This is a genomic window from Pediococcus pentosaceus (genome assembly GCF_001437285.1).
GTDB classification, from domain to species: Bacteria; Bacillota; Bacilli; order Lactobacillales; family Lactobacillaceae; genus Pediococcus; species Pediococcus pentosaceus.
This window is the reverse complement of record NZ_JQBF01000007.1, coordinates 33,258-57,334: the sequence shown is the minus strand read 5'-3', so window position 1 is coordinate 57,334 and position 24,077 is coordinate 33,258. Positions and strand designations below refer to the sequence as shown.

The 24,077-nt window shown below is 35.4% G+C and carries 24 protein-coding genes and 2 pseudogenes; 10 read left to right on the top strand and 16 right to left on the bottom strand.

The genetic code is table 11. The annotated features are described in order from the left end of the window. Positions 1–228: 228 nt before the first annotated feature. The 6 genes from IV86_RS07385 to IV86_RS07360 all read right to left on the bottom strand — a co-directional run bounded on the left by IV86_RS07385 (position 229) and on the right by IV86_RS07360 (position 4,286). The gene (locus IV86_RS07385; RefSeq protein ID WP_056979484.1) at positions 229–1,788 is read right to left on the bottom strand and encodes a DNA primase family protein; all 1,560 of its coding nucleotides are present in this window, start codon (positions 1,786–1,788) and stop codon (positions 229–231) included. Beyond that, a complete protein-coding gene (locus IV86_RS07380; protein WP_056979483.1) occupies positions 1,785–2,564 on the bottom strand; it encodes a bifunctional DNA primase/polymerase in 780 nt (259 codons plus the stop codon). Before IV86_RS07380 ends, IV86_RS07385 begins: the two co-directional genes overlap by 4 nt. Continuing rightward, positions 2,548–2,799 carry a hypothetical protein gene (locus tag IV86_RS07375; RefSeq protein WP_056979482.1) on the bottom strand — a complete coding sequence of 84 codons (252 nt, stop codon included), beginning with the start codon at positions 2,797–2,799 and terminating at the stop codon, positions 2,548–2,550. The genes IV86_RS07380 and IV86_RS07375 overlap by 17 nt, the downstream gene beginning before the upstream one ends. Next, positions 2,792–3,055, bottom strand: coding sequence for a hypothetical protein (locus tag IV86_RS07370; protein ID WP_056979481.1), 264 nt, complete (start codon positions 3,053–3,055; stop codon positions 2,792–2,794). The genes IV86_RS07375 and IV86_RS07370 overlap by 8 nt, the downstream gene beginning before the upstream one ends. A 163-nt stretch (positions 3,056–3,218) precedes the next feature. Further along, complete coding sequence (locus IV86_RS07365) at positions 3,219–3,491, bottom strand: MerR family transcriptional regulator (protein ID WP_056979480.1); 273 nt, start codon at positions 3,489–3,491, stop codon at positions 3,219–3,221. A 102-nt stretch (positions 3,492–3,593) separates the two neighbouring features. Beyond that, complete coding sequence (locus IV86_RS07360) at positions 3,594–4,286, bottom strand: Rha family transcriptional regulator (RefSeq protein WP_056979479.1); 693 nt, start codon at positions 4,284–4,286, stop codon at positions 3,594–3,596. Between the two features lie 109 nt (positions 4,287–4,395). On the opposite strand from IV86_RS07360, the gene IV86_RS07355 reads away from it, so the two are divergent. After that, a complete protein-coding gene (locus IV86_RS07355; protein WP_056979478.1) occupies positions 4,396–4,899 on the top strand; it encodes a hypothetical protein in 504 nt (167 codons plus the stop codon). Positions 4,900–5,001: 102 nt separating this feature from the next. Here IV86_RS07355 and IV86_RS07350 read toward each other — a convergent pair whose 3' ends face one another. Then, positions 5,002–5,220 carry a helix-turn-helix domain-containing protein gene (locus tag IV86_RS07350; protein WP_232459048.1) on the bottom strand — a complete coding sequence of 73 codons (219 nt, stop codon included), beginning with the start codon at positions 5,218–5,220 and terminating at the stop codon, positions 5,002–5,004. A gap of 250 nt (positions 5,221–5,470) precedes the next feature. On the opposite strand from IV86_RS07350, the gene IV86_RS07345 reads away from it, so the two are divergent. The 3 genes from IV86_RS07345 to IV86_RS07335 all read left to right on the top strand — a co-directional run bounded on the left by IV86_RS07345 (position 5,471) and on the right by IV86_RS07335 (position 7,057). Continuing rightward, on the top strand, positions 5,471–5,830 hold the full coding sequence (locus IV86_RS07345; RefSeq protein WP_056979477.1) for a helix-turn-helix domain-containing protein: 360 nt from the start codon (positions 5,471–5,473) through the stop codon (positions 5,828–5,830). A 12-nt stretch (positions 5,831–5,842) separates the two neighbouring features. Continuing rightward, positions 5,843–6,259: an ImmA/IrrE family metallo-endopeptidase gene (locus IV86_RS07340; protein WP_056979476.1), complete on the top strand. Its 417-nt coding sequence runs from the start codon at positions 5,843–5,845 to the stop codon at positions 6,257–6,259. 123 nt (positions 6,260–6,382) lie between these two features. Next, positions 6,383–7,057, top strand: coding sequence for a hypothetical protein (locus tag IV86_RS07335; RefSeq protein ID WP_056979475.1), 675 nt, complete (start codon positions 6,383–6,385; stop codon positions 7,055–7,057). On the opposite strand, the gene IV86_RS07330 is transcribed toward IV86_RS07335, so the two are convergent. Further along, positions 7,054–7,848, bottom strand: a complete 795-nt coding sequence (locus IV86_RS07330) for a hypothetical protein (RefSeq protein ID WP_056979474.1) — start codon at positions 7,846–7,848, stop codon at positions 7,054–7,056. The two genes, IV86_RS07335 and IV86_RS07330, sit on opposite strands and share 4 nt — an antisense overlap. 518 nt (positions 7,849–8,366) lie before the next feature. On the opposite strand from IV86_RS07330, the gene IV86_RS07325 reads away from it, so the two are divergent. The 3 genes from IV86_RS07325 to IV86_RS07310 all read left to right on the top strand — a co-directional run bounded on the left by IV86_RS07325 (position 8,367) and on the right by IV86_RS07310 (position 11,149). After that, positions 8,367–8,606, top strand: a complete 240-nt coding sequence (locus IV86_RS07325; protein ID WP_056979473.1) for a hypothetical protein — start codon at positions 8,367–8,369, stop codon at positions 8,604–8,606. 603 nt (positions 8,607–9,209) lie between these two features. Beyond that, the gene (gene mscL / locus IV86_RS07320) at positions 9,210–9,614 is read left to right on the top strand and encodes a large-conductance mechanosensitive channel protein MscL (RefSeq protein ID WP_056979472.1); all 405 of its coding nucleotides are present in this window, start codon (positions 9,210–9,212) and stop codon (positions 9,612–9,614) included. 383 nt (positions 9,615–9,997) lie between these two features. Continuing rightward, positions 9,998–11,149 carry a site-specific integrase gene (locus IV86_RS07310; protein ID WP_056979470.1) on the top strand — a complete coding sequence of 384 codons (1,152 nt, stop codon included), beginning with the start codon at positions 9,998–10,000 and terminating at the stop codon, positions 11,147–11,149. Positions 11,150–11,463: 314 nt separating this feature from the next. On the opposite strand, the gene IV86_RS07305 is transcribed toward IV86_RS07310, so the two are convergent. From IV86_RS07305 to IV86_RS07295, 3 genes and pseudogenes are all read right to left on the bottom strand, one after another. After that, on the bottom strand, positions 11,464–12,030 hold the full coding sequence (locus tag IV86_RS07305; RefSeq protein WP_056979469.1) for a sugar O-acetyltransferase: 567 nt from the start codon (positions 12,028–12,030) through the stop codon (positions 11,464–11,466). 13 nt (positions 12,031–12,043) lie between these two features. After that, a complete protein-coding gene (locus IV86_RS07300; protein ID WP_029257629.1) occupies positions 12,044–13,018 on the bottom strand; it encodes a Gfo/Idh/MocA family protein in 975 nt (324 codons plus the stop codon). 23 nt (positions 13,019–13,041) lie between these two features. After that, a pseudogene (locus IV86_RS07295) lies at positions 13,042–14,068 on the bottom strand (Gfo/Idh/MocA family oxidoreductase). 214 nt (positions 14,069–14,282) lie between these two features. Here IV86_RS07295 and IV86_RS07290 point away from each other — a divergent pair. Further along, positions 14,283–15,170 carry a MurR/RpiR family transcriptional regulator gene (locus IV86_RS07290; RefSeq protein WP_002834197.1) on the top strand — a complete coding sequence of 296 codons (888 nt, stop codon included), beginning with the start codon at positions 14,283–14,285 and terminating at the stop codon, positions 15,168–15,170. Between the two features lie 276 nt (positions 15,171–15,446). Here the strand turns inward: IV86_RS07290 and IV86_RS07285 are convergent, their stop codons facing one another. Together IV86_RS07285 and speD are read right to left on the bottom strand one after the other, a co-directional pair. Beyond that, complete coding sequence (locus tag IV86_RS07285) at positions 15,447–16,097, bottom strand: GNAT family N-acetyltransferase (RefSeq protein WP_002834198.1); 651 nt, start codon at positions 16,095–16,097, stop codon at positions 15,447–15,449. Then, on the bottom strand, positions 16,087–17,562 hold the full coding sequence (gene speD, locus IV86_RS07280; protein WP_002834199.1) for an adenosylmethionine decarboxylase: 1,476 nt from the start codon (positions 17,560–17,562) through the stop codon (positions 16,087–16,089). The genes IV86_RS07285 and speD overlap by 11 nt, the downstream gene beginning before the upstream one ends. A 743-nt stretch (positions 17,563–18,305) precedes the next feature. Between speD and IV86_RS07275 the strand changes: the two genes are divergently transcribed. Then, complete coding sequence (locus IV86_RS07275) at positions 18,306–18,956, top strand: hypothetical protein (protein ID WP_133281350.1); 651 nt, start codon at positions 18,306–18,308, stop codon at positions 18,954–18,956. A 110-nt stretch (positions 18,957–19,066) separates the two neighbouring features. Here IV86_RS07275 and IV86_RS07270 read toward each other — a convergent pair. From IV86_RS07270 to IV86_RS07260, 3 genes and pseudogenes are all read right to left on the bottom strand, one after another. Next, positions 19,067–19,931, bottom strand: a pseudogene (locus IV86_RS07270) (alpha/beta hydrolase). Then, complete coding sequence (locus IV86_RS07265) at positions 19,915–21,210, bottom strand: PTS transporter subunit EIIC (RefSeq protein ID WP_056979467.1); 1,296 nt, start codon at positions 21,208–21,210, stop codon at positions 19,915–19,917. Before IV86_RS07265 ends, IV86_RS07270 begins: the two are co-directional and overlap by 17 nt. Before the next feature lie 257 nt (positions 21,211–21,467). Continuing rightward, the gene (locus tag IV86_RS07260) at positions 21,468–23,279 is read right to left on the bottom strand and encodes a heavy metal translocating P-type ATPase (protein ID WP_029257625.1); all 1,812 of its coding nucleotides are present in this window, start codon (positions 23,277–23,279) and stop codon (positions 21,468–21,470) included. Positions 23,280–23,508: 229 nt separating this feature from the next. On the opposite strand from IV86_RS07260, the gene IV86_RS07255 reads away from it, so the two are divergent. Then, a complete protein-coding gene (locus tag IV86_RS07255) occupies positions 23,509–24,027 on the top strand; it encodes a GNAT family N-acetyltransferase (protein ID WP_002834206.1) in 519 nt (172 codons plus the stop codon). The last annotated feature ends 50 nt before the right edge of the window (positions 24,028–24,077 follow it).

The following is a 24,077-nucleotide window of genomic DNA, read 5'->3' as shown; positions in this document are numbered from 1 at the left end:
TAACTTGTTCACACTTTTTACCTACAGACACAACGTTCTTTCAGTAATTTCACAAAAAAGAGGGGTTCAAAAGCTTTTCTATATAAAAAGCACATACATACTCTTTTTTTGCATAATTTTAAAATATAGGTTAAATTAATGAAATTAGTGAAAAGCCTTAGAGGCAGTAAGGAAAATTAATGCAACGGTTTGTGAAAAATTAGTGAAACATTTAGTGAAAGTGCTAATTCATGGTTGATTAAGTTTCAAACCTGTATATCTGGGTGAATTATCATTGCCGTTCCACCCTCGTGTGTTCCTAACTTTTTTGATACCCAATCTTTTTAAGTTAGCGGTAATGGTTTGTGCTGTAGTCTTATCGGAGTAGTTATTCATATGACAAAACTCTTTATAAGCACTTACCACATAACTAGCCTTCTCACCCTTATTACTGGTTAAATCAATTTCACACCATTCATCTATAAATTCGCCGAAGTGATCATTGGACTTATGCCATTGTTCAGATGCTTCAATTACACTTTTAGGCTTCTCAAAGCGTCTATTATCCAATGCTACTTTAAAAGCTCTTAAACAAGCATATACAAAGCGGTTACGCTCTTCTTTAACTGCTTTCATATCTTGATTATCCCAAAAGTGATTGTCTGGTTTCCTTGTATCCCCATTTACTAATTCGATAACCATTAGTCTGTCTTTAAAACCTGTTGAATTATCACTAAAGGTTGGTAGTTCGTTAGCGCTAAATAGTAACTTTGCATAATTAGTAAAACTAATCCCCTGCACTCCTTTAGCTTCGGCATCCGCTCCATCCCCACCTGTTAATGACTTTAAAATATCCGTATTTTGTAGATACCCTTTTTCGATATCTGCCACAATATTAGCTTCTTTTTGATACAGCTGTATCATCTTAAACCGGTTATCCCCCGCTAACTCTTTAGGCTTTACAGTAGAAACGTTATTAATACCCAATATGTCATGAGTAATATAATTTAGTAACGTGCTTTTGCCTTCGCCACCATTCCCGTGTAAAAATACGGTATCTTGAATAGGTTCGTGCGAATGGTAAAACATATATCCTAAATACTGCTTAAACATTGGTACAACATCTTTAGTCATCATTCCTGCTAATAACTTATCTGTGTGCGGAGTCGGTTCTCCACTCATATCTAAATCATAATCGTGATAATTAACTAGCATATTTGAAGCTTTATGCGGTTCTAACTGTTCCGTCTCAAAGTTATAAGTTCCGTTCTTAAACGCTACTAAGTTAGGGTTAGATTCATCAAAAGGGATGGTGCTAACATCTTCCTGCAACGCCTTAGCATAGACATATTCAGCTACTGCGTTGCTAGTTTTGATATCCCACTCAATGTTATTTTCTTCAAATTTATTAATAATAATCTTTTTAACAAAGCTTTTTAATTCATTGTTATTGAATAATTTCCACACACCATGTTTGCTCTGATACCTGGCGCCCTCTGGTAACTTTGAATATCTTTCTATTATATTTTCTTTGAGAATTTCACTACCTAATGTCCCAACCAAAATTCGCATTTTAACTTTTTGTGTTCGTCTACCTGCGTTCACTAATGTAAATTTTTGCCATGCTGGTGATTTTTCACTTAAACAATTTACATATTTAACTCCTAGCAATTCCCATTCATTGGCAGTATAGTCATCAAACGATAAGGTGTTAAAATTAACTAATTCGGACGTCTGTTTCTTTCGATTACTTTCTGATTGCTCAAATTCTTTAATATCTTTCATAACTTCTTCTGGTATCTCGTTCAAACGCTCACCCCCTTTAATCGTTTAGCTTCTCTTTGCAGTACAGATTTAAAAATTCCGTTTAGTTCTTTATCTGATAAAGCTGGATTAACAAAATGTTGGTTAGCAATGCAGGCAAATTCATACACTACTTTAGGTGCTGTACCTTGATACAACATCTTGCCTATCATCTTAGTTAAATAGGTATTTCTCTGCCCTGAAGTGGCTCCTTGTGCCATCTCTTCTAATAGATAAGCTCCATAACGTTTAATACTGTTGTACTGAGCCGAATTTTCGGCCGATTGAATGGGGTGCATTTTTGCCATATCAACTAACCATGTCGGTGCCTTTTTGATATCCTTAAAGCTCATATGCTTAGCTGATTCATATCCTGTTGAGGGTGCTATAACTATCTGATCAGCAATGATTTCTAACCCGTTATTCAGATTAGTTTTAGCCTTTAGCTGCTTAGCATTCGTCTTAAAGAAGAAATGCAAACCGTTATGTGGAGTGCTTTCAAAGTAGGTTTCACTAAAGAAATTCCCATGTTGTTCAGCAAGCTTATATAACGCCTCTGTGCCGTCTTTACCGTCTGTATGTCTATCTACATCTAAAACAATTAAATCGCTTGTATCTAGTCGTATATTGATATCTGAGGGATGCTCAAATAGTTGTTTTAAATCTTCTAATCTAGTTGTAGCGTCATAATATCCCTGTGAGGTTAGTGGCTTTTTGTTCTTAGTGGGATAACTAGCAATACCCAATTTAGCAAGTTCTAACGCTTTATTGATTGTCTGCATATGTTTTTACCTTGTTTGTCTGAACGATAATGTTTTTTCTTGATAATTCAAAAAATGCTTCTAAGATTTCTTTGTGTGTTAATGATGATTTTATCTCGGTGCTCTCAATAGAATATGTTTTGCCATCAAACATTTTTAACAAAAGTTCAAGAGCGTTCATGCTCAAACCGTTTAATTGTTCCTGTGTAGTTGCCTTATTAAATTTAAAGTTACGATGCCATCCGTTATTAGCCATGCTTTTTCACCTCGTCAATCGGTTTAATACAAGCTTCTACATCCTTTTGAATTTCTTCAATTAAATCTAAAGCCGTCCTAAAAGTTAAAAACGCACGATCATCCATAGAACTTGCCTGTACAAATACATCTGTATGATCATTATTTTCTACGGCGTCACTTAGATTCGCTAAATCATTGCCAACATAACTCAATAAAGCATTTACTTGAATAATTTTGTAATTAGTATCTTCTAAATCTGGTAAATTATTTTTCATGTTTGTTTTACTTTTAGGAATTTGTTAGAATTGAGTACAATAAAAACGCCTTGTAAACGTTGTTATTCCACCATTCATCACGGCAATGATGAGTGGTTTTTTTATACTCTTTTTTCATTCCTAATCCTTTCTTATACTTAGTATTAAGCCTCCGCAAGCTTTCCTAAAATTTCATATTTTCCATAAATTCATCAATATCATTCTTATCAATCCGTTTTAATCCGTCTGGATCAATCACTCTCAAACCTTTATTAATGAATTCTTTCTTAAATGTATTAACTGCAACTCCTGCATAGCCTGAAGCGTTTTTAATAGTCATATATCTTGGATACTTCTGTTGTTGTACAACTTCACTAAATGCTTCCTGTGCACTTTTTAGCATCACACCATGAATAACATTCAAGCTTTCTTCACTTAACTTTAGTGGTATTTCCATACTTCTCGCCTCCTAATAGTGTGCTTTACCTAATTCATAGGCTCCCAGCACTAAAATCGTGCATAACAGAAATGCTTTTACTGATATATATGCCACCATGACTTAGTTCCTCGCTTTCTCTGGTATTTTTAGCGTTGTTTGATAGATAACACCTTGATTACTCAAAACGTCTTTAATCGCTTGATAATCCATCCCTAAATCAATTAAAGTGGTTATCTGATTTTGACGTTTATTTAAGGCGTCTAACTCTGCTTTATTTAGAAAATCTAAGGGAGTAGCTTTCTTATTCACTCCTCTAGCTTCGCGCAACTTGCTAACGTCAAACCCTAACGCCGTTTTATACAGCAATTTAGTAAAGTTACTGTACACGTACCATTTATCACTCAATACTGAGCTTTCTTTGATAGCGTCGGTCATTTCACGTCTTCCAGCCTTTCCATTTGTACGAACTAACTGACGCTGTAATAGCTCGGTTTTCATAGCGTAGAACTGGCGAACTAACTCTTTCTTAAATGCTCTTACTTGCGGTGTGTTATCAAGATAAGTAATTAATAGTGTTGCTTGTTCTTCATTAAGTTGATAAATCTTTTTAGGTCGTCCACCTTTTGACCCTTTAGTAGGTTTAGCGATTTGAAAACGCAAAACTCCAAACTCCTCTAAATCTCTTTTATTAGTGGTTATTAGCTTATTTATGGAGCGTCTTTTAACTCCTGAATATCTCTCTATCATTTCTGCCGTTGTAAATGGTTCATCATACAAACTAAACGTTTCCGTAAATACTACGTTTGATTTCATTTTCTACACTTCCTTATTGCCTTTAAAGTTAAAACTTTGTAATTCGTTCATATTGTTTTACTTCTTTCATGTGTATAATTAATTAAAAAAACATAAGGAGATTTTATTTTTGCTAAAAACTACTCTTACTATCATTGCTAATGTTGGTGGTATCATTGCCATTCTTCGTCTCTTGATTGATATTTATAACCATAAGGTAACAATTCGTGCCTCTTTAATGGATTGTTATAAAACGGAAGGCGGTATCCCATATAATCTAAATTTTGTTCATATCACTCTTAGCAATTTGTCTTACCGTCCAATAAGCATCATTGATATGGAAGTATCTTCAAAATCAGGATGTAATTCTTTATCGTTTTCATTAAGTCGCAATAAAATATTTATCTATAACAAAAGGTATGAAGACGAATATAAATATCCATTATTTACAACACCCTTGCCTGTAAATCTCCCTCCAAAGTCTTCTGTAGATGTTTTAGTTGAGGTAATAGATTTTAAGAATAACGATTTTAGAATTTTAGATCATCTATCCGTTGTTACTGATAAAAGGACTAAAACAACTAAATTGAATCAATCAAACATGAAATTAGTAAACCAATACCAATTCCGATAATCACTCCGTACGCCAGGCCTTTTCGTAGTCCTAGCGTTTTTATTTTCCACTCATCTACAGGTGCATTTCTTCTATATGGCATTTTGTTTTTATTTCTCCTTTTTAGATTCCTAAAACTTTGTAAATTTTTTCTCGAACGCGTTTGGATTTCGGTGATTGATCACCTCGTATTGCCCTGCTTACCACTGAAGGCCACTTCTCGCCAATAGCAGCAGTCAATTGTTCTTGTGTCATCCCTTTACGCTTACGAGCAATTTCAATTTTTAGTTGGAGCTCTAAAGCTTGATTTTCTAATGTTGCTTCTTCTGTCAAAGTTTCCACTTCCTTTTCTGTTTTTTATTCATCAAGTTATTGACAATTTTTAACCTATAAGCTAAACTTAGTCCATACTAAATAAGCAATATAAAGCCTACTACTACCACAATTCCTCGCCAAAGTTATTGTTTAGATAGGTCTGTTTTTTATTGCTCAATTACTTGATGAATTAAATATAAACTAATTGGTTAAATAAATTAACCTTTTGTAACCAATAAATTAAATTTAATTCTCTAGAATACGGAGAATCGTTGATATGACAATATTTGAACGTATAGAAAAAATTTCAAAAAAACGTGGAATGAGCTTGCGTGAAGTTAACACAAAAGCCAAACTAGGTACAAATGCAATTTACAGATGGAAAAATCAAAATCCGTCCATAGATAAAGTTGAATCCGTTGCTAACGTTTTAGGCGTTACTGTGGATTACCTATTAGGTAAGAATGAGACACCTGATTGGGCAAATGAAAAAGATACAAAAGATTTGGAAACTTTCTTGGAAAGAAATCTTGAGGGTGGAATGACTTATGGTGGCGAAGATTTAACTGAGGAAGAAAAGCAGCAAGTAAAACTTGCAATGACAACAATATTCTGGAAACGCCACAAACATGATTAAGAGGTGTTATCTATGAATACCGATAAAATTAAAGAAGCCGTAGAAACTGTGGTTGAAAGATACAAAACTGCTGATCCGTTTATCATTGCTGATAAGTTAAATATAGATGTTGAATGGACTCCCTTATTTGGAAAAAGACCATTTGCTAAAACAACTTATGATAATGACGAGCCCGTTGTTATGCTGAATGAACGAATTAAGTACCTTCCCTCTCGTTACTACACTATGGCTCACGAAATTGGGCATGTAATTTTACATGAGGGATTATCTGGATATTACACTGGTATTAGATTTGGACACTCAAAGTTAGAGCACGAATCAGACGTCTTTGCTGCTGCCTTACTCGGTGTCTTATTTATAGAAGAAAATGAGCGATATCCAGAAACATTAAACGAATTGGTTTCTTCATATGGAATGCCTGAAGAATAATCATAATGTTGGATAAATAATAATGAAAAAATGGCTGCATTAAGTGATACCGTCTTAGTAGGGCTTACATTAGCTACATGTAGTAATTGTTGTGAAAAATAAAATATATCAGGAGAATAACTTATGCGCTCATTAACGCTTAGAATTTGCACTAAATTTAATTTATTTCCAAAAGATAATACTCTTTTGATAACTCACAAAGGTCAGCAAGCCGGTACCATCGCAAATGTTGATGATACTCGGGTTATTTCAAGCACAACCTTTCATATTTTTGACTGCACTTATTTTCGTGTTATCAATGAACGAATTATACTTGACGATGGTACTGTGCATGAACATTATAAAAAAGCAGATACCTTCAGACTATACTATTCCGATAAGTCAAATATCTTTTTTGTCCCAGGTGCAACTGGAACTGTAAAAGCTTTTTTGAAAGATTTATCGACACAGTACCCTGATAGATTTGATTTTAAAAATTACCATTTCGAATTCAATAAAATTCGTACGGCACATGCCCTAATTAAAGGAGTATGGTTCAAAGTTAACGATGATTTAGTAGATAGTAAAGCCTTCTTTGGTGACGAAGTTGACAGAGACGCAGAAGCAAATGATGCGTTAGATTCCGAAAAAGGGACATATCTAATATCACAAATGGACGTAGCAGGGACAGAACGAACAATTGGTTTTTCACAAAAGAGCGCCATAGTGGTTTACAACACTATTCGAGCAACGGAAGAAACACCTTTACCGTATCTTCAGACTGTATTTGACGTCTTTAATAGCGTGAAGACTCTTTAATTATGTTCCGAAATTGCAATATAATTTTTTAGTGCAAGCGCAATATCGTCTTTTTCTTCTGAAATCAGTGTAATTGAATTTTTACTAATTTTAACTTCTACATTGCCATCGTTAAATTTCAAATCAAATTTTTCGATGTCCACATTATCCACGTGTTTGACAGTCAAGTGGTAAAAGGGATTATTCTTCTTAAATTGAAGCGATACTGTGAACAATTCATCCCTACCAAGAAAGTATGATTTCCCATCAACTTGGGAAATATACTTTTTGAATTTTTCGATTAGGCTCTGAAAATACATATATTCACTTTTTGAATCTTTATATGCCATGGATGCTGACTGTACAAATCTAATTTGAAAAACATCGTCTTTGTCACTCAGGAATATTTTTAAAAGTTGTTGCTTTTTCCCATCATGTAATTCTATGATTATTCGGGTGGCGGTTTGCTTTATTACACTTGCTATAACTTTTTTAGAATTTAGTTGTTTAATGTATTCTTTGCAGTGCTTTTCAAAGTCAAAACAAACATCTACGTTAAATACATACGTTGCTTTCCAAGCCACAGTATCTCGCAAAAAGTATCGCATTTTTATAGAATTCCAAGTTAAAAAAACCATATTAGAATTATCTAACAACCATAGCCACAATGCACTCAATGCCGTGAACGCTGCAACTATTTTATTAATAATGTCCGCATTAAAAGCAGTAAATCCAAAAGCAAAAAACACTGCTATGATTGTAATAAATACCGCAAATAACACCTTACCTATCTCTTTTTTTGTTGGTTTCATACATGCTCTTCTTTCTCGAACGTTAGTTTGTATTTTCGTTTAATTTTATAATAATACTGACAGTAAATATACTCTTTTTTAATTTCAAATATTAATAAGTTAAAAAGCTACTCTCCCACTCCGGTGACTAGATACAGTCCGACTCTGTATGTGGAAATTATGTCCAATATTAATTGACGTATAAATTACACCAACTTAATATTGAATAGTAGCTCAATAATTACGATAGATTGAAGAGATTATTAAAATGAAAAAGATAAATTTTATTATGTTAGGCTTAACTATTTTCACATTTACTTCCATAGGGCTTAAGAAGGCTACTAACAATAATGATGTAGAAACCGATCGTATAAAACATAGTGTATTTCATAAAAAACGTTTATCTTTCAAAAAGAGAAAGTAACAGCTCTACTTATATATTAAGAATCAATATACGTAATGTTGCACAACTTTTTAGTTAGTAACCGTTGTAAAAACAAGAAAAATTGAAGGTAAGGATGCTTGTTAGGAGGATAACTGTGGAACTCTTTATTGAAGGAAAACAACTTAAAAATGCTCAAATCAGTTTTGACAGCAATAATAAATTTGATGGTTTCAGTGTGCCAGTTAGTTTTGAGGATGATGCTAAGTTATTAGCTGAACTTAATGATAATGCTACTGGATTATATAACGGACAGAAAATAGATATATTGAGTATTACTAAAATAGAAAATTTTATGTATCTAGTCCAAGCAAGATTATCGAACAGTAGAAGCTAAAAATAGAAATATCAAATTGCTATGGAAGGGATACGATTAAATGGCTGGTTTATAAATTACAAAGCTACTAATCGACCACTTGCCTTTGTTGGCTGGATTTTATTGTTGTTAGGTCTTGCAGTCTCTATACTTCCACTTTATCTAAGTGGGAGATGGGATTAAATCTTTAAGCAGCCAAGTTTTCAGCCTATTAAAAAGATGTCGTTAATTCTAACGAGATGTTAGATCAGCTCAATTTTGAGCATATTGAAAAAGACCTATCCAATTCTGGATAAATCTTTAATCAGCCATTACATACGTTTGCTATCGTTCAAACCGATAGCGAAAGTTTGATAATTATATACGTTCACTGAGCGGAATTTTCCGCTGTACTTATCAGGGGCACTGAACGGACCTCTCCGCTTGGTATGCGTAATTTTGCGCAACTTCTTAGGTCTGCCGAGTTTTCGACCACCTCCAGGTCTGCTGATTTTTCAGCCATCCCTTTAATAACCGCCAAAATCGGCGAATAACATTTACTATTGCTTTCTCCCGAAATTGGGAAAAAGTCCAAAATCTGAAGACTTTAAAAGCTGTACATATTTTATTAGGAGTTGTTTTTAAGTGATAAAAGAGTTTAAAGAATTTATTTCTCGTGGTAACGTTCTAGATTTAGCTGTTGGTGTTATTATCGGTGGTGCTTTTACATCAATCGTAAAAGCTCTAGTTAACTATTTAATCAATCCTCTTATTGGCTTATGTGTTGGTGGTATTGATTTTTCCGATTGGAGTTTCAAAGTGTTTGATGCAACATTTAAAATTGGAAGTTTTATTAATTCTGTCATCAACTTTTTAATTATTGCATTCGTTGTATTCTTAATTGTAAAATTCGTAAATAAATTAATGCCCCAAAAAGAGGAAGAAGAAGTCATCCCTGATAATACAGAACTATATTTGAAAGAAATAAGAGATGCATTAGTCAATAAATCAGATTCTTCAACTTTTAGCAACGAGGAACATAACAAATAATTATTCGAGGCGATTATGCTATCAAAAATGTTTTTTCTTATTGGAGCATTTATCTTTCTTATTGGACCTTATCTAATAATATTAGGTAAAGCTTTGACAATTACTCGTCCTTTTCTAAAAAGCAATAGTATAGGTCTTCGTATCTTTTGGGGTGTTATTTTTATGTGTGTTGGTCTAATACTAGTAATACTTTCGAGACCTTGACCGTCTTTACAAGAAATATATTCCTATAGTCGATAAAGTCTATCTCACCTATGGTTAGCACGTCTCTGTTCGATTCAGGGAGTGGGAGTAAGGGATGGTGTTCAATCATCCCTAATCATTGCTAAATCACTATCATAGTTTAAAGCCTCCGCAAGCTTCCAAGTTATGGAGTGATCAAAATGGCAAAAGTACAAAAGTATCTTGATAAAAACGGCAACACCAAATACATGTTTCAACTCTATATGGGAATTGATTCACAGACTGGCAACAAGAAGCGAACTCGTAGACGTGGTTTTAAGACAAAAAAAGAAGCTACCCTTGCCCTATCCCGTTTGCAATTGGAATTAGAGAACAAAAGTAGCTTGCCTACTGAAAACAATATTTTATTTAGTGAAGTTCATTCGGAATGGTACGACCAATACCAAAACACTGTACGTGAGAGTACTCTAGCACGAACTGATGGCATGTTTCAAAATCATATATTACCTGCGTTAGGCAATAAACGAATTAGAACGATTACCATCAAGCAAGTTCAAAGCGCCGTTAATAAGTGGTTTAAGCAAGTCTCACAGAACTATAAACGTTGGTATCATTATACCACTCAAGTATTTGAATTTGCTTTAAAGCGTGGTTACGTTGTCTCTAATCCTGCCAAACTGATAACCTTACCCAAACGGCAAGAAGCCAGTGGCGACAAGGACTACAATTTTTGGAATAAATCAGAGTTGCAACGTTTCTTTGACCATATCGATAAAGATAAAGAGTTGGAGCGCTTCACATTGTTTAGAATTTTGGCTTTTACAGGCGTTAGACGTGGCGAATGCTTAGCTCTTACATGGAATGATATTAATTTCACTGATTCCACCCTGTCGATTAACAAAACCCTTACTCAAGGGATGAAAGGTAAGCAAATCATTCAAGCGCCAAAAACTAAAGCCAGTAGACGTACGATTGATCTTGATTTTGAAACGGTGGCCACTTTAAAGAGATATCGAGTTTCTCAACAAAAAGAGTTTCTTATACGTGGATATAACACCATGCAAAAAGAGCAACTTGTATTCCCTAATACGTTAAATGGCTATAAGTCCTTGAACACACCGTCAAAATGGCTTCACAGTATTATTGATGGTATAGATATCAAACCGATCACCATTCACGGCTTTAGGCATACACATTGCTCTGCTCTGTTCTCTGCTGGTGCAAGTATTAAAGAAGTTCAACAACGATTAGGTCATACTGATGTAAAAACGACCATGGATATTTACACGCATGTTACCCATGAACAAAATAAAGAAGCCGTTCAAAAGTTAGTCAATTATCTTAATTTTTAGACAAAGGGAAGCCAAACGGGAAGCCAACTTAAAATTAAAAGCCCTGTAATGCCCTATAAACACTGGTATTAAGCCACTTTGCTAAACAATGGCGTCAAACCCGTTCGGATCCATTGATAGGTTACAGAAGTGTTTAAAGAGTACCAAAGTGAATACCCCATGGTTTTTAGATGTGCGTATCTCTAAAAATCATGGGGTATTTTATACTCTATAAAAAATTCATCACTATGACAACAACATAGGCAGTTTACGACCATATCCAACCCTTACACCCGTTATAATTACTGTTCTTCCACTACCTATAGTTTCCCCTATTAATCCAAATTGTTATCCAACTTTCTGATAACTTTCGCTGGCACTCCTGCCACCAAACAGTTATCAGGCACATCTTTAGTAACGACCGCACCTGCAGCAACTACGACATTATTGTCAATCGTTACTCCCGGTAAAATTGTACAATTTCCACCAATCCAAACGTCATTTCCGATGGTAACCGGCGTTCCTTGCGCCATCTTTTGTCGACGTTGCTTGGGAGACATCGGATGATTGACCGTAGCAATCAGCGTGTTGGGTCCAATCATGACATAATCACCAATTTTCACGGGCGCAATATCAAGAATCGTGACGTTATAGTTGGTTAGAAAATCCTCTCCAACATGAATATTTTTACCGTTATCACAATTGAAATTAGGCTGCACATATACGTTTGCCCCAGTTGAACCAAATAAATCTTTAATTGCGGCTTGTTGTTTTTGGTCATCCGTTGGATCAATATTATTGAATCGCGCGCACTTGGTTAATGCTGCTTGCTTAAGCTTGGCAACTTCTTCATCTAAAAAGCAATATTCTAAACCTTGTTTTAACTTTTCAATCTCTTTCATTTTTACCTCATTACTAACCTAGCTGAACGTGAGCATCTGCCAAAGCTTGCTCAACAACTCGAAGCACCTCTTCACTATGTTGAAGACGTAGAGCGGCCTCTTTCAAATCCTTTTCTGCAATAATTCGTTGAAATACCTTGAATTCTTCATACATGCGATGCGAATTTTGTTTAAAATCAAAGTTTTTAACCCCTGCTTTACTTTCAATATCGAAGTTATCAAGAACATTGGTTGCTCCATTCACAATTACTGAACCCTTCGTACCTTGAATTGTCGATCGAATCGTAGCCGTCGAATCTTTAGCTCCGATACAAACCACTTTGGTATTAGGATAATTTAAGATCAATATTCCCGAAGTATCGATATCTTTTTCGATATTGGCTAGATATTTGACGCTTGATGGGGCGCCCAACAGACCCACAACAAAATGAATGTTATAAATATTGATGTCCATCAAAGCCCCACCACCGAACTTGGGGTTAAAAGCTGGTAGGATTTCACCTGCTTTAAAAGCATCATAGCGAGATGAATATTGCGAATAGTTACATTCAATCACCTTAATTTCGCCTAGGGTTGGAATGGCTTCTTTAATTTTTTGATAATTCATCATGTATTGATTGGTGATAGCTTCCAGCAAAATTAATTGCTTCGTTTGGGCTAGTTCTGCTAATTCTTTTAACTCCGCTAAATTCAAAGTGAACGGTTTTTCGCAGATAACATTCTTACCGGCTTCGAGGGCTTTTTTAGCAAAAGCAAAATGTAGATGATTGGGGACAGCAACATAGATGGTATCAATTTCTTCATTTGCAAGACATTCATCGATGTCCGTATATACACGATCAATCCCATATTGCGTTTGTAATTTTTCCATATTATCTATACCATTGGGGGTTCCTGTGATAGCTTTCAATTCAATCTCCGGTAACAACGGCGTCATTGTAAGAAAGTCCTTTACAATCATTCCTGCTCCAACAATTCCTAATTTCATCGCATGCTCTCCTATTTATCCTTTTAAAACTCGCTTTTTTGCATTTTCTTGATGCCTGTTTCTAGCATTTTTATTTGCAACAAAGTTTCTTCATCTTTAACAGTTTTTTCTTTACCGTTGATAATTGCTTCGTACAATCCCTCGTATACCCTGCTGTAGTCCCCGACTTCTGAGACAACCTTTTCTTCATGGTATTTTCCGGAATCGTCTAAGTAGGTCAATACTCCATAGTGTTGTGGCAGGTCGATTCCAAAATCGGGATGGTCTGGCATATAAAACATTTTTAAATGTTCCTCTTGGCGATCTTTGGTCTGTTTAACAAACATCCCTTTTTTGCCATAAACTACGAAACTTGGTCGTTCCTTTATTCTGAAATAACTCGATTTAACTGAAACCTTCATCCCACCATAGAAGAGATCCAAGTCGAAATAATCATTCATCCGATTTTCACCTAGTAGTTGTCTAACCTCATAGTGAACGTTATCCGGTTCTCCGAAGTGAAATTACTTGATCGAGCGTGTGGCAAGCATGACCGTATAAATAGCTGGTATCTAGTGAAAATTCTTTTACCCCTTCCGGAACCTCGGGGCGATAGTAATCGTAGTGCATTTCCACCTCTAAAATATCTCCCAAAACGCCACTCTCAATCACTTTTTGAGTAGTTAGGAAATCTGAATCATATCTTCTATTCTGATAGCATTGAACCAACAACCCTTTTGATTTTGCTAAGTCAAATAGTTCTTTTGCTTCTTGGTATGTTTCTGTAAAAGGCTTTTCAATTAACGCATTTTTACCATGTTCCAGCACTGCTTTACCGATTTGAAAATGCGAGCTACTGGGCGTTGATACTACAACCAGCTGAATTTCTGGATCATTATAAATGTCATTAATGTCGGTGGTATAATGTACGCCTTCGATTCGTTTCCACGTAGTTGTTTTCGTACGAGAATAAATGGTTTTCACTTTAATTTTGTCTTTGAGTTTGAGTGAAAATGGCAAATGATAACGATTGGCACTTCTTCCATTTCCAATATAAGCAATTGTTAGCATCTTAGTTCCTCCATTTGTATTCAAATATTGCTTTGCTATCTACAATATAAAACGGGGAACTTTTAAACGATATACTTTAGGGTAATTCTGGATAATACTTTCAGAAAAATAGAACTTGTACTGCTTATTCCTAAAAAAAATTACCAAAATCATGATGAAAATGTTTTTTAAGCTATACTGATTATGAATAAGCCAAAAGGAAGTGAGCTATCATATGCTATTAATCGACAAGCTGAGCAACCACGAAAACTTTACCAACACCGAGCAACGAATAGCCGATTATATTCTTAAAAACATCACCGACATTCCACCGATGAATATTGATAAACTTTCTAAAGTCACTTATACCTCACATTCAGCCGTGGTCCGATTGACTAAAAAATTAGGTTTCGAAGGATTTAAAGATTTTAAAGTAGCCATTTCAGAGGCTGTGTACAGTCAAACCGCCAACATGAATTCTGTTGATGCTAACTTTCCGTTTGATTCTAACGATTCTGTCTCTACCATTTCAAAGAAAGTCGCTGAACTCTCTGTTGAAAGTATTCAAAGAACATTTGCACAGTTAGACGAACGACTGATTGAAGAAGCAGCCAATACGATTGCCAAATCGGAACGCATTTTCCTATTTGCGCAGGGTGATTCTCAGATTCGAGCCCGTAGCTTCCAAAATAAATTGGTTAAATTAAATCGTTTCGCCATTTTGGGTGAAGAATACAGTGATGAAGACTGGACGGCTGCCAACTTAACCAAAAAAGATTGTGCTATTTTCATCAGTTATGGTGGTCGTATTCCACAATATGAACGCATGCTGACTCATTTTTCCGAGAATAAAATTCCTTCTGTAGTTCTGACTGGCAATCAAAAATCGCCCCTCATTCGTTTGGCGCAAACTGCGATCGTCACTACTCAAAATGAATATGACTTTTTAAAAATTAGTACATTTTCTTCTCAGATCACTTTTGAATACTTATTGGATACAATTTTTTCTGTTATTTATGCTAAGGAGTACCAACAAAATATTATTAATTTAAAAAATAAGTTTAACTTAATTCAACGTGGTACTCTTTCTGAAGGTTTAGCTAAGGAACATGACTCAAAGTAGTGCGTAAAATGATTCAAAAAATGCTCCGGAAAGGTTAACTTTGTAGTTGCTATTTTGCATTTATAAATTTTCAATACAATTGATATAACAAGCGTGAAAATGGGTCCGTTATTATGTTACACGGGTGTTTACAGGTTCCAAATCAAACGGCTAAAAAATACTAAAAAAAGGGAATCAATTCGAAATAAATCGAATTGATTCCCCTTTTAATTTATTAAGATCCGTTGATAAAAGTCCCTTTCTATTCTAAATCAAAAGGTATTCTTCACATTTCTTTTAGCCCTTGAATGGCCGAATCTCTTGTATTAATTTATTAAATCGTCGTTGACTAGCTAGACCGGTTCTACTAATTCGCGGTGAGAATTGTCGATCAAATTCTTGAGCAGCTTGCTCATCTATCTGATAGCAAGGATGTTCGAAGTATTTTCCAGCAAATTCCTCTTTAGTGATGTTTTCTAAAGGATAAATTTGGCAAGCTGGCATATAAACATTGTCAGCGGTTCTAATTCCATACGTTTCAGCTGGCACAAAGCCTTTACGACGATATATTTCAGGATCCCCGTACAATAATATTGCTCTGAATTTAGCAGCTTGAGCTCGTTTGATGGCCGTTTTAATTAATTGACCTCCGATACCCAAGCGTTGGTAACCTGGTAAGACTCCGATCGGACCTAAGCTGATCACTTCCAATTCTTTTCCTTGATCAGTAAGAATCACAGTTTTAACAAAAATTACATGTCCAACAATTTTGTCCTTGTCTAAAGCTACCAATTCTAGTTCGGGAATATATTCTGGTACTTTACGAATCTGTTGAACCATGTAATGTTCATCGCAACCGGGTGTGTAAACATCCCAAAAAGCGTTCCGAATAACTTCATATGTTTCCATAATATCTTTTTCTTCAATTGTTCTGATTTTAAATGTCATCTTTTCTTCCTCTCTTGATTTCTTTTCCACGTTCAATATATTTAATTTTAAGATTTTGAGCTCTAAAGGCGTTTTGGATTTCTTGGCATAGTCCTTCTGCATCTGCGAGTGGCTGACAAACAAATAGGTCAACAGCAGCATAATCATATTCTGGCCATGTATGGATTGTAAAATGAGACTCTGCTAAAACTACAATTCCACTAACACCCCAAGGTTTAAATTGGTGAAAATAATGCTTAATTGGGGTTAACCCTCCTATTTTCACCAGCGCGTTCATTCTAAATTCTACTTGCTTTACCACCATTAAACGTGTTTTATCACAATTCTCTAATTCTAATAAATAATGATAGCCTAAGGGAGTTGTTGAAAGTGATGAATTCTGCAATTGTTTCAGTTGCCGTTCCACGCCCACATAAGTTGTTGAAGTTTGATTGAGATTTGAGTTAGCTTTAACTGCCCTTGTATACAAGGGATCATGAAAATCTTGCTGACTTTTAATTAAGGGCATACTGGCTCGAGTTCGTTGTAAGATATATAAATTACTCTTATTTCCTAACACGCTTGCGCCATCATACAAATTGAATTCTCGTAAAATGGTCTTTACTACCAGTTGTTGTTGGTAAAACAACTGTTGGATGAGTAAGTCGGTTGTGGGACTTTTTTCACCAAATGAAAGATAAATTGTTTGTTCCTGTGTTTTTAGTGCTGCTAGTGCTCGAGACAAAAAGAGTTTTAATCCAGAAATCGTATAAGGTGGATCTGTCATCACTACATCAAACTCTGGTTGAAACAATTCAAGATGACCTTTCGTTAAATCGTGTTTAACTACTCTTACCTGAAGTTGGTAGATTTCAGCCTGTTTTTCAATAAATTCAATTAACGCTGAATCATACTCATAAACTGTAAGCTGAGTTTTATAGCCTTCATGTTTATCTTTTTTCAAATGCTCCAGTAAAATAGCCGTGGTTAAACTAATTAAATCGTCATCGCCAAGAAACAAAATATTTTTGCCAATTAGTTGGCGTTCTTTCAATAATAAGAGCGCCCGTTTGATGGCCGTATCAATGGTACAAAATGCTTGATCCAATTTCAGATTCACATGTGGACGATCACTAATGATTTCACTTAATTGATTTGTCATCTCCTCCACAAGTTCTGATTGTGCGGGGCCATCCTTCTCTAACTGTTGATAGTAAGCAACATCAATATTTGCCCATCCTAGCTCATGTTCTACATATAAGGCACCACGTTGGCTAAGCATAAATTCTTGTTGTTTGTTAACTAACTTCATCCTTGCCAATTCCTTACGAATAGCCGATACGACGGGAATTGGTAACTGACTTGCAGTCGACAAATCTTTGAGAGTGCTCCTTTTTTTAAGGTACATTTGTATCAATATTTGCTGAATAGCATTTGTTTCTTCTTGTAAATTAACTTTCTTCTTAATTGTGTCTAGTATGGTCATAATTATCTATCCTAAAATGATTTAGGTTTTCACCTCTTTATTTTTTTAAAGTGAAATTCTAGATAAAAAAAATCAAAGAAAAAGGTGAAAGCATCTCAAAAAACGACACTTTCACCTTTATTATTTCATTAGCATGAATAAACAAAAATATAGTTTAGATGAATTGATTGCTTTTGATTATCTTTAGACACAAGCAAATAAACCTGATCCAGGAGATCCAGGAATATACTACTTGTTAAATTTAATTTATCTAGAGATAACTACCGCGCTCACAAAAACCACCCTATAATTTTTTATTTGCTTATTCCTATCAATAAACATCTACCACTAATTATACGGTTTTACAAGCTATAGTCAACAAGACCTCGATCACTATAATACTGAATACTCATATAAAAGTGCGTAAATAGCGCATTTACATCGAGTATAGACATCCCTCAATTCTATACAAATAATTACGTCCAAAGTCCAAAAAATACGCCTGGTAGTTTCCAGACGTATTTTTTTGAGAACATATTTTAGATAATGTAATCACAAAATTGAACTAATAACTTTAGGGAATCAGTTCATTCATCAACTGGTTTGTTAAAGTCGTTAATTGATCCCACTCTGGATCCGTTTAGGTAGTACTAATGTTACAATTGTGTTGCAATTATGTTTCAATAAGATTATTATATGTTTGTTCAAGGACAACTAATAAATAATATATAGAAATGGAATTAATTTTCCTGGGGGGTATTATCATGAAAAAAGGATTTGTTATTGCTACAGTAGCCATGAGTTTAGGAATTATTGCACCATTATCACAGGTAGTCACCTCAACACCAGTCTCCGCAAAAACAACTAGCCATTCATATGTAACTACAACAAGTAATTCTATTTCAGTAACTAATATCAGAAAAGGATCCACAGTCGTACTCAAAAATAATATGGGACAAACTATTGCAACTAAAACAGCTGCTAATGCTGGGACAGTCACATTTAATTTAGGAACACAGCAAGTAAACCGATTAACTAAGACTGACACTTTAGCAATTAAACTAAGTTCTGGATATAAATTTAATATCAATTTTAATTTCATTAATTATAGAACCCCAGCCAGTAATAAATTTGTAGATGGGATTCCAACTGAACTACAGGGCCATTGGCAAGCCAAATTAGGGTATTTCACCGGTCATTGGAATATGACCAGTAACCGCTCAACATTAACGGTTAATGATCCTCAAATTTTAAATAATGTTCAGTACAAGAATTTAGGCAATCATACTTATGTACTAAAAGGTACTGAAAGTTATTACAGCAACGGAAGTACTATCCAGTACACAGTTAAAAAGGTAAGTAACAACCACTTAACATTAACCACTGCTAATGGAGTATCACAGTGGTATAAATAATACTGTATGGATAAAAAAGTCTAACTTATGGAATCATCCCACTAAGTTAGACTTTTTTATTATATTCTTACTGAAACAAGTTGTTCTACGTTTTGCTATTCTTCAAACTACTAATGTGTGTCCTGATTTTGATCATCACGTGGCTTAGTTTTTGCCAAAATATATTGCTCAATTAAATTAATGATTTGTTGATTTTGTGGTAAGTCAGAATGTTGAGCATCATTTCCTGTAACTGTAATTTCAGTATAATGTTGGGCTTGGCCCTGATAAATATATTTACCCGCTTCTGCGCTCCGTGCTGGTACAATCCCATCATTATCAAAATTCTGAGTACCAATAATTGAATAGACTGACAACGTTTTAGGAATTTTTTTACGTTGTTTAATAAAGTCTGACAGCATCTGAGTTTTATGCGAAAGTGACGTTTCTGAGAAATTATAAGGTGATCCAATGGTCATTAACTTCTTGATTGAAATATCGTCACGATTGAAATAATTTTCGAGATACATTGTATAGACCAAACCACCATTTGAATGACCGATGGCCTTAAAATTATTAAACTGATATTTTTTAGCTAACGCATTAAACGCAATAGAAAACCATTTAGCTTGTTTTTTAATATTGCTATAACCATCTTTATTGTTCTCAAAACCAACAACAATAAACGGCTCATTATCACGTGGACGGATCGATCCCGAGTAACTAATCCGATCATTAGTATGGACCCGTTACTTTTAACAGACTATGGCGCTTCCCACGTCTATCGTTTAACTTATCAATCAACCCATCAAATCGATTTTGCGTAGCACTACTCCCCGGAATGAAAATAACCGGTGACATATTTGAGTCATGTCGTTTAGAAATGGCGGTCACATTTTTATGCATCCACTGAATTGATGGCCAAGCCAATATTCCAATTCCTATCAAACTCGCAATTAAAAATATAATGCTCCATTTTTTAACGTTCCGTGGCATCTAGACCATCTCCCTGAGTATTAAGTCGGTTGGATAATTTCACAAATGGTCGATACAGCCAAACGCCGATTCCTACGTTAAGTACCATAACCAATAAGGTTACCCAATTCCCATTGGTTCCAATAAGGGCCTGCAAAAGACTGGGCGTTCCCAACGGCACTTGATAAACTACAGCAGGCATTAAATGTAAAGCAATGGCGCTTGCAGCGATTCCTACGTTAACTAGTGGAACTAATAGAAATGGAATAATATATAGACCATTTCCTAAAACTGGAACACCCACTAATATCGCACTATTAAAGTTAAATAATACTGGCAGCAACGACCATCGGCCAATCAGCTGTTGATCACGTTGATTACTGAACAAAAAAATTGCAATCACTAATGAGAGCGTACTTCCCGTTCCCCCAATCGCACCAAAAGATTCATATAACGTCCCTAATGAAAAAGGATACGGTACTCCCCAAATCGTGTGATGTATAAGGGCATAGTTTAAATTCGCAGTCATTGCGACGCCATTACGTCCAAAATGTGCCGGTATTGGCATACTGGTCAACCCGAAAAAAGTCATTATGCCAGCTAATAGTACGATTGCTACGGAAAATAGCAACGAGGTTTGGTTAGCCTTTAGTGATTGTAATCTTAAAATAACTTGATCTGGTAAAACCGAAATCGCCAACCAATTTAATAAAATACTAAAGCAAATCGCCACAACCAACACAATTATAATTGCTCGTAATGAATCTAACGCACGATTCCATGTTACTCCCGAAGAAGATTTATCCTGCTGCTGGCTATTTGCTAAATGCTTAAAACTTAGTCCAACCAGATAGCCTACCAAAAAACCTAAAAACAAACCTCCCATCCCAAGCATATCTTGGCCAAAAGCTAACTCACCATTATTTGTATAACGAACCGTAAGGATTAAATAAGCAATTAATCCCGTTATACTCGCTAATTTTTCATCACGCTGATACCGTTTGGCTGTATAATGTGCCATACTAAATGCGGCTAAAGCAGCTACTATTCCTAACGTTAAACTCGTCAAATGATCAAAAATAATTTCTATGAATCGATACCGACTTAGCCACGACGAAAACCCAAAAATTGTTGGCAATAAACTATTTCGATTCAACATAGTGATTTGAATTAGTTGACTGATACTACCGATAAGAACAAATGGGAATAATAAATTTAAACTTTTTTGCACTAATTGGTATAACTCATTTTGTTGGAGCCGTATTATTTTTCGAATAATTTGTTCTCTTCTTACCCACATTAGATTTTCCTTCTTTAAACTAATCTCTCCTACTATTATCTTTATTCTAGTTGAATCATTATCGAATTGCACACCGCGTTGCTATTATTTATATCTAACCTGATAAATTTGGTTTTAAAAAACACGTCTGAAACTATCAAACGTGTTTTTTAATAGAATATATTTAAATGCTTGGATTATTGCTTTAACGACTCGGGTATTAAATCGCTCTCTATAGGTTCGAAAATAGTATACTTTCCTACTTCTTATAACTTATCTTATTTTTCATTAGAATAACGTGCCCTCAACGCCCATAAAATTGAAACTGTATCAATCACTTCTTGGAACATCGCTCCAATAAATGCCGGAATAATTCCAAAAGCGGCGATCAACATTAACGCTGTACAGATAAAAATCCCGATTAAAACGGCTTGCCGAGCAACTCGGATGGTATCTTTTGCGATTACAACTGCTTTAGCTACCTTAGCTAGGTCATCTTTTAAGATAACCAAATCCGCCGATTCACTGGCAGCAGACGATCCATGAGCTCCCATGGCAATTCCTACATCGGCAGTTACCAAACTAGGGGCATCATTAACACCGTCCCCGACCATCACCACCGGCTTTTCTTCCGGAGTGAGAGCTTTTAATGCAGCAATTTTATCTTCTGGTAGCAATTCAGCTTGGACATCATCGATTCCAACTTCTTGACCGATTTTTTGAGCTGTTTTGACTTGGTCACCACTTAACATCATTAATTTCTTAACGCCTAAGTGATGCAACTGAACCATGGTCTGGCTAGCTTCTGGTCTGAGGTAGTCGGTAAAAGTGATACAACCTAAGTATTGATCATCCCGACTGACATAGATAGCGGTATGGGTTTGACTCGGGATTAAAGGATCTCCTGTTACAAATTTACGCTTACCAACCTTGACTAATTTTCCTTGAATCAAGGCCTGTACTCCATTCGCCGTAATTTCCTGGGCGTCACTAACACTTAACATTTTCAGACCTTTATCTATCGCGTAAGTTACTAAGGAGCGCGCCAATACATGTGAGGAGATAGTTTCCACACTAGCAGCGATTTGGAGCAATTCTGTTTGGGAAACTTCTTGATGTGGCAAAATCTCCGCCACCATCAAATGCCCATTAGTTAATGTTCCAGTCTTATCAAAGGCGACCGTTTTAGCCGTAGATAATTTTTCTAAAACATCCCCGGTCTTAACCACGATCCCATTGCGAGAGGCCCGACTCATCCCCGAAACCATCGCCACTGGAGCCGCTAAGATTAAAGGACAAGGCGAAGCCACCACCAAAACTTGCGCGATTCGGCTAGGACTCTTAGAAATTACCGCGGCCACCACCGCAATTGCGATTGCCACGATGGTAAAAGGTACCGCATAACGGTCTGCCATCCGCACAAAACGGGCCGGCGTTGCTTCAGCTTTCTTAACCAACTTAATTAATTGTTGATACTTACTATTGGCGGCCACCTGACTAGCTTGCATGGTTACCACAGCATCACCATTGACTGAACCAGACATGAGTTCATCGTTAAAGTCCTTATTTACTGGCTGTGATTCTCCTGTTAAAGAAGATTCATCAAAGTTTGAACTTCCTTCAACGATAAACCCATCAACCGGAACTAATTCCCCAGGTTTAATCACCAACTTATCATCTACTTGTACTTGATTAACAGCAATATCTTCTAGTTTTTCACCATGGAGCCGATGAGCCACTTGCGGTGAATTATCTAAAAGGGCTTTGAGTTCAGTATTGGCTTTCTTGGAAGCATAGTCTTCTAAGGCATCCCCACCAGTTAACATAACTAAAATCACCATGGCTGCCCAGTACTCACTAAATAAAAGGCTCGAAACCACTGCTAAAATAGCTAATAAATCGACCCCATATTTACCCGATCTCAAAGTCCCAATCATCTCAATAAACATGGTCATCGCCATCACGGCTCCCACCAAGGAAACCAGAATTTGGGCTAACCAAGCTTGACCCAAGACAAATTGTAAGATTACCGCCAAAAGTGCAATCGCAATAATCACCATCAAGCTTTGTTTATGACTCAATTTTCTCATATTGATTTACCATTCCCCTCAATGTAATTCAATCATGATATCTATATTGCTTTATCTCAATTATACTGCTTATTCATGCCTTATTTCTGGTAAGAACTGTTCTATGTTTATTAGTAGAATTTATTTCAAGTTTTACTATACAAATCAGGTTCGCAAAAGAGTATAAATATCATGTAACGCAAAAAATGAAACGGGTATATAATATTTAAAAAGAAATAAGAGGAATGAAATGACTTCTACAAAGGTGATTATTAGAGAAGCGCAATCTGAAGATGCTCAAGGTGTACTAAATTATTTAAAATTTATTACTAATGAAACCAGTAATCTATTGTTAACACCAGAAGAAATGGCTCAAAAGAAGCTTACTGATGAGATAAATCTTTTAGAAGAATCATCCAAGTCCTCCGAAAATCTTTTTTTGTTAGCTACTAAAGATGAAAAAATAATAGGTACAGCTAACATGAAATCATTTTTAAGAAAGCGAATTAGTCATAGAGGGACCTTTGGCATATCAGTCTTAAAAGAATTTAGTGGTCAAGGCATCGGCAGCATGTTACTAGCAGAAATAATAAATTATGCAAAGTCTATTAACTTAGAAATTTTAGAGTTAGAAGTTAGAACAGATAATATACCTGCAATTCATTTATATAAAAAATTTGGATTTAAAGAATATGGACTATATGAAAAATTTTTTAAAATTGACCATAAATATTATGATGGGACACTTATGTTATTAGTTTTAAACTAGAAATAATCATCCAAAAAGAGCACCACCGCGTTTTAGCAGTGATGCTCTTT

Bases quoted from the DNA above. Each gene is read 5' to 3' on its own strand.
- IV86_RS07380 (WP_056979483.1), bottom strand. From the start codon at position 2,564: ATGCAGACAATCAATAAAGCGTTAGAACTTGCTAAATTGGGTATTGCT.
- speD (WP_002834199.1), bottom strand. From the start codon at position 17,562: ATGACCATACTAGACACAATTAAGAAGAAAGTTAATTTACAAGAAGAA.
- IV86_RS07330 (WP_056979474.1), bottom strand. From the start codon at position 7,848: ATGAAACCAACAAAAAAAGAGATAGGTAAGGTGTTATTTGCGGTATTT.
- IV86_RS07370 (WP_056979481.1), bottom strand. From the start codon at position 3,055: ATGAAAAATAATTTACCAGATTTAGAAGATACTAATTACAAAATTATT.
- IV86_RS07305 (WP_056979469.1), bottom strand. From the start codon at position 12,030: ATGAAAGAGATTGAAAAGTTAAAACAAGGTTTAGAATATTGCTTTTTA.
- IV86_RS07345 (WP_056979477.1), top strand. From the start codon at position 5,471: ATGACAATATTTGAACGTATAGAAAAAATTTCAAAAAAACGTGGAATG.
- IV86_RS07285 (WP_002834198.1), bottom strand. From the start codon at position 16,097: ATGACATTTAAAATCAGAACAATTGAAGAAAAAGATATTATGGAAACA.
- IV86_RS07290 (WP_002834197.1), top strand. From the start codon at position 14,283: ATGCTATTAATCGACAAGCTGAGCAACCACGAAAACTTTACCAACACC.
- IV86_RS07255 (WP_002834206.1), top strand. From the start codon at position 23,509: ATGACTTCTACAAAGGTGATTATTAGAGAAGCGCAATCTGAAGATGCT.
- IV86_RS07260 (WP_029257625.1), bottom strand. From the start codon at position 23,279: ATGAGAAAATTGAGTCATAAACAAAGCTTGATGGTGATTATTGCGATT.
- IV86_RS07365 (WP_056979480.1), bottom strand. From the start codon at position 3,491: ATGGAAATACCACTAAAGTTAAGTGAAGAAAGCTTGAATGTTATTCAT.
- IV86_RS07265 (WP_056979467.1), bottom strand. From the start codon at position 21,210: ATGTGGGTAAGAAGAGAACAAATTATTCGAAAAATAATACGGCTCCAA.
- IV86_RS07340 (WP_056979476.1), top strand. From the start codon at position 5,843: ATGAATACCGATAAAATTAAAGAAGCCGTAGAAACTGTGGTTGAAAGA.
- IV86_RS07375 (WP_056979482.1), bottom strand. From the start codon at position 2,799: ATGGCTAATAACGGATGGCATCGTAACTTTAAATTTAATAAGGCAACT.
- IV86_RS07360 (WP_056979479.1), bottom strand. From the start codon at position 4,286: ATGAAATCAAACGTAGTATTTACGGAAACGTTTAGTTTGTATGATGAA.
- IV86_RS07310 (WP_056979470.1), top strand. From the start codon at position 9,998: ATGGCAAAAGTACAAAAGTATCTTGATAAAAACGGCAACACCAAATAC.
- IV86_RS07275 (WP_133281350.1), top strand. From the start codon at position 18,306: ATGAAAAAAGGATTTGTTATTGCTACAGTAGCCATGAGTTTAGGAATT.
- IV86_RS07335 (WP_056979475.1), top strand. From the start codon at position 6,383: ATGCGCTCATTAACGCTTAGAATTTGCACTAAATTTAATTTATTTCCA.
- IV86_RS07300 (WP_029257629.1), bottom strand. From the start codon at position 13,018: ATGAAATTAGGAATTGTTGGAGCAGGAATGATTGTAAAGGACTTTCTT.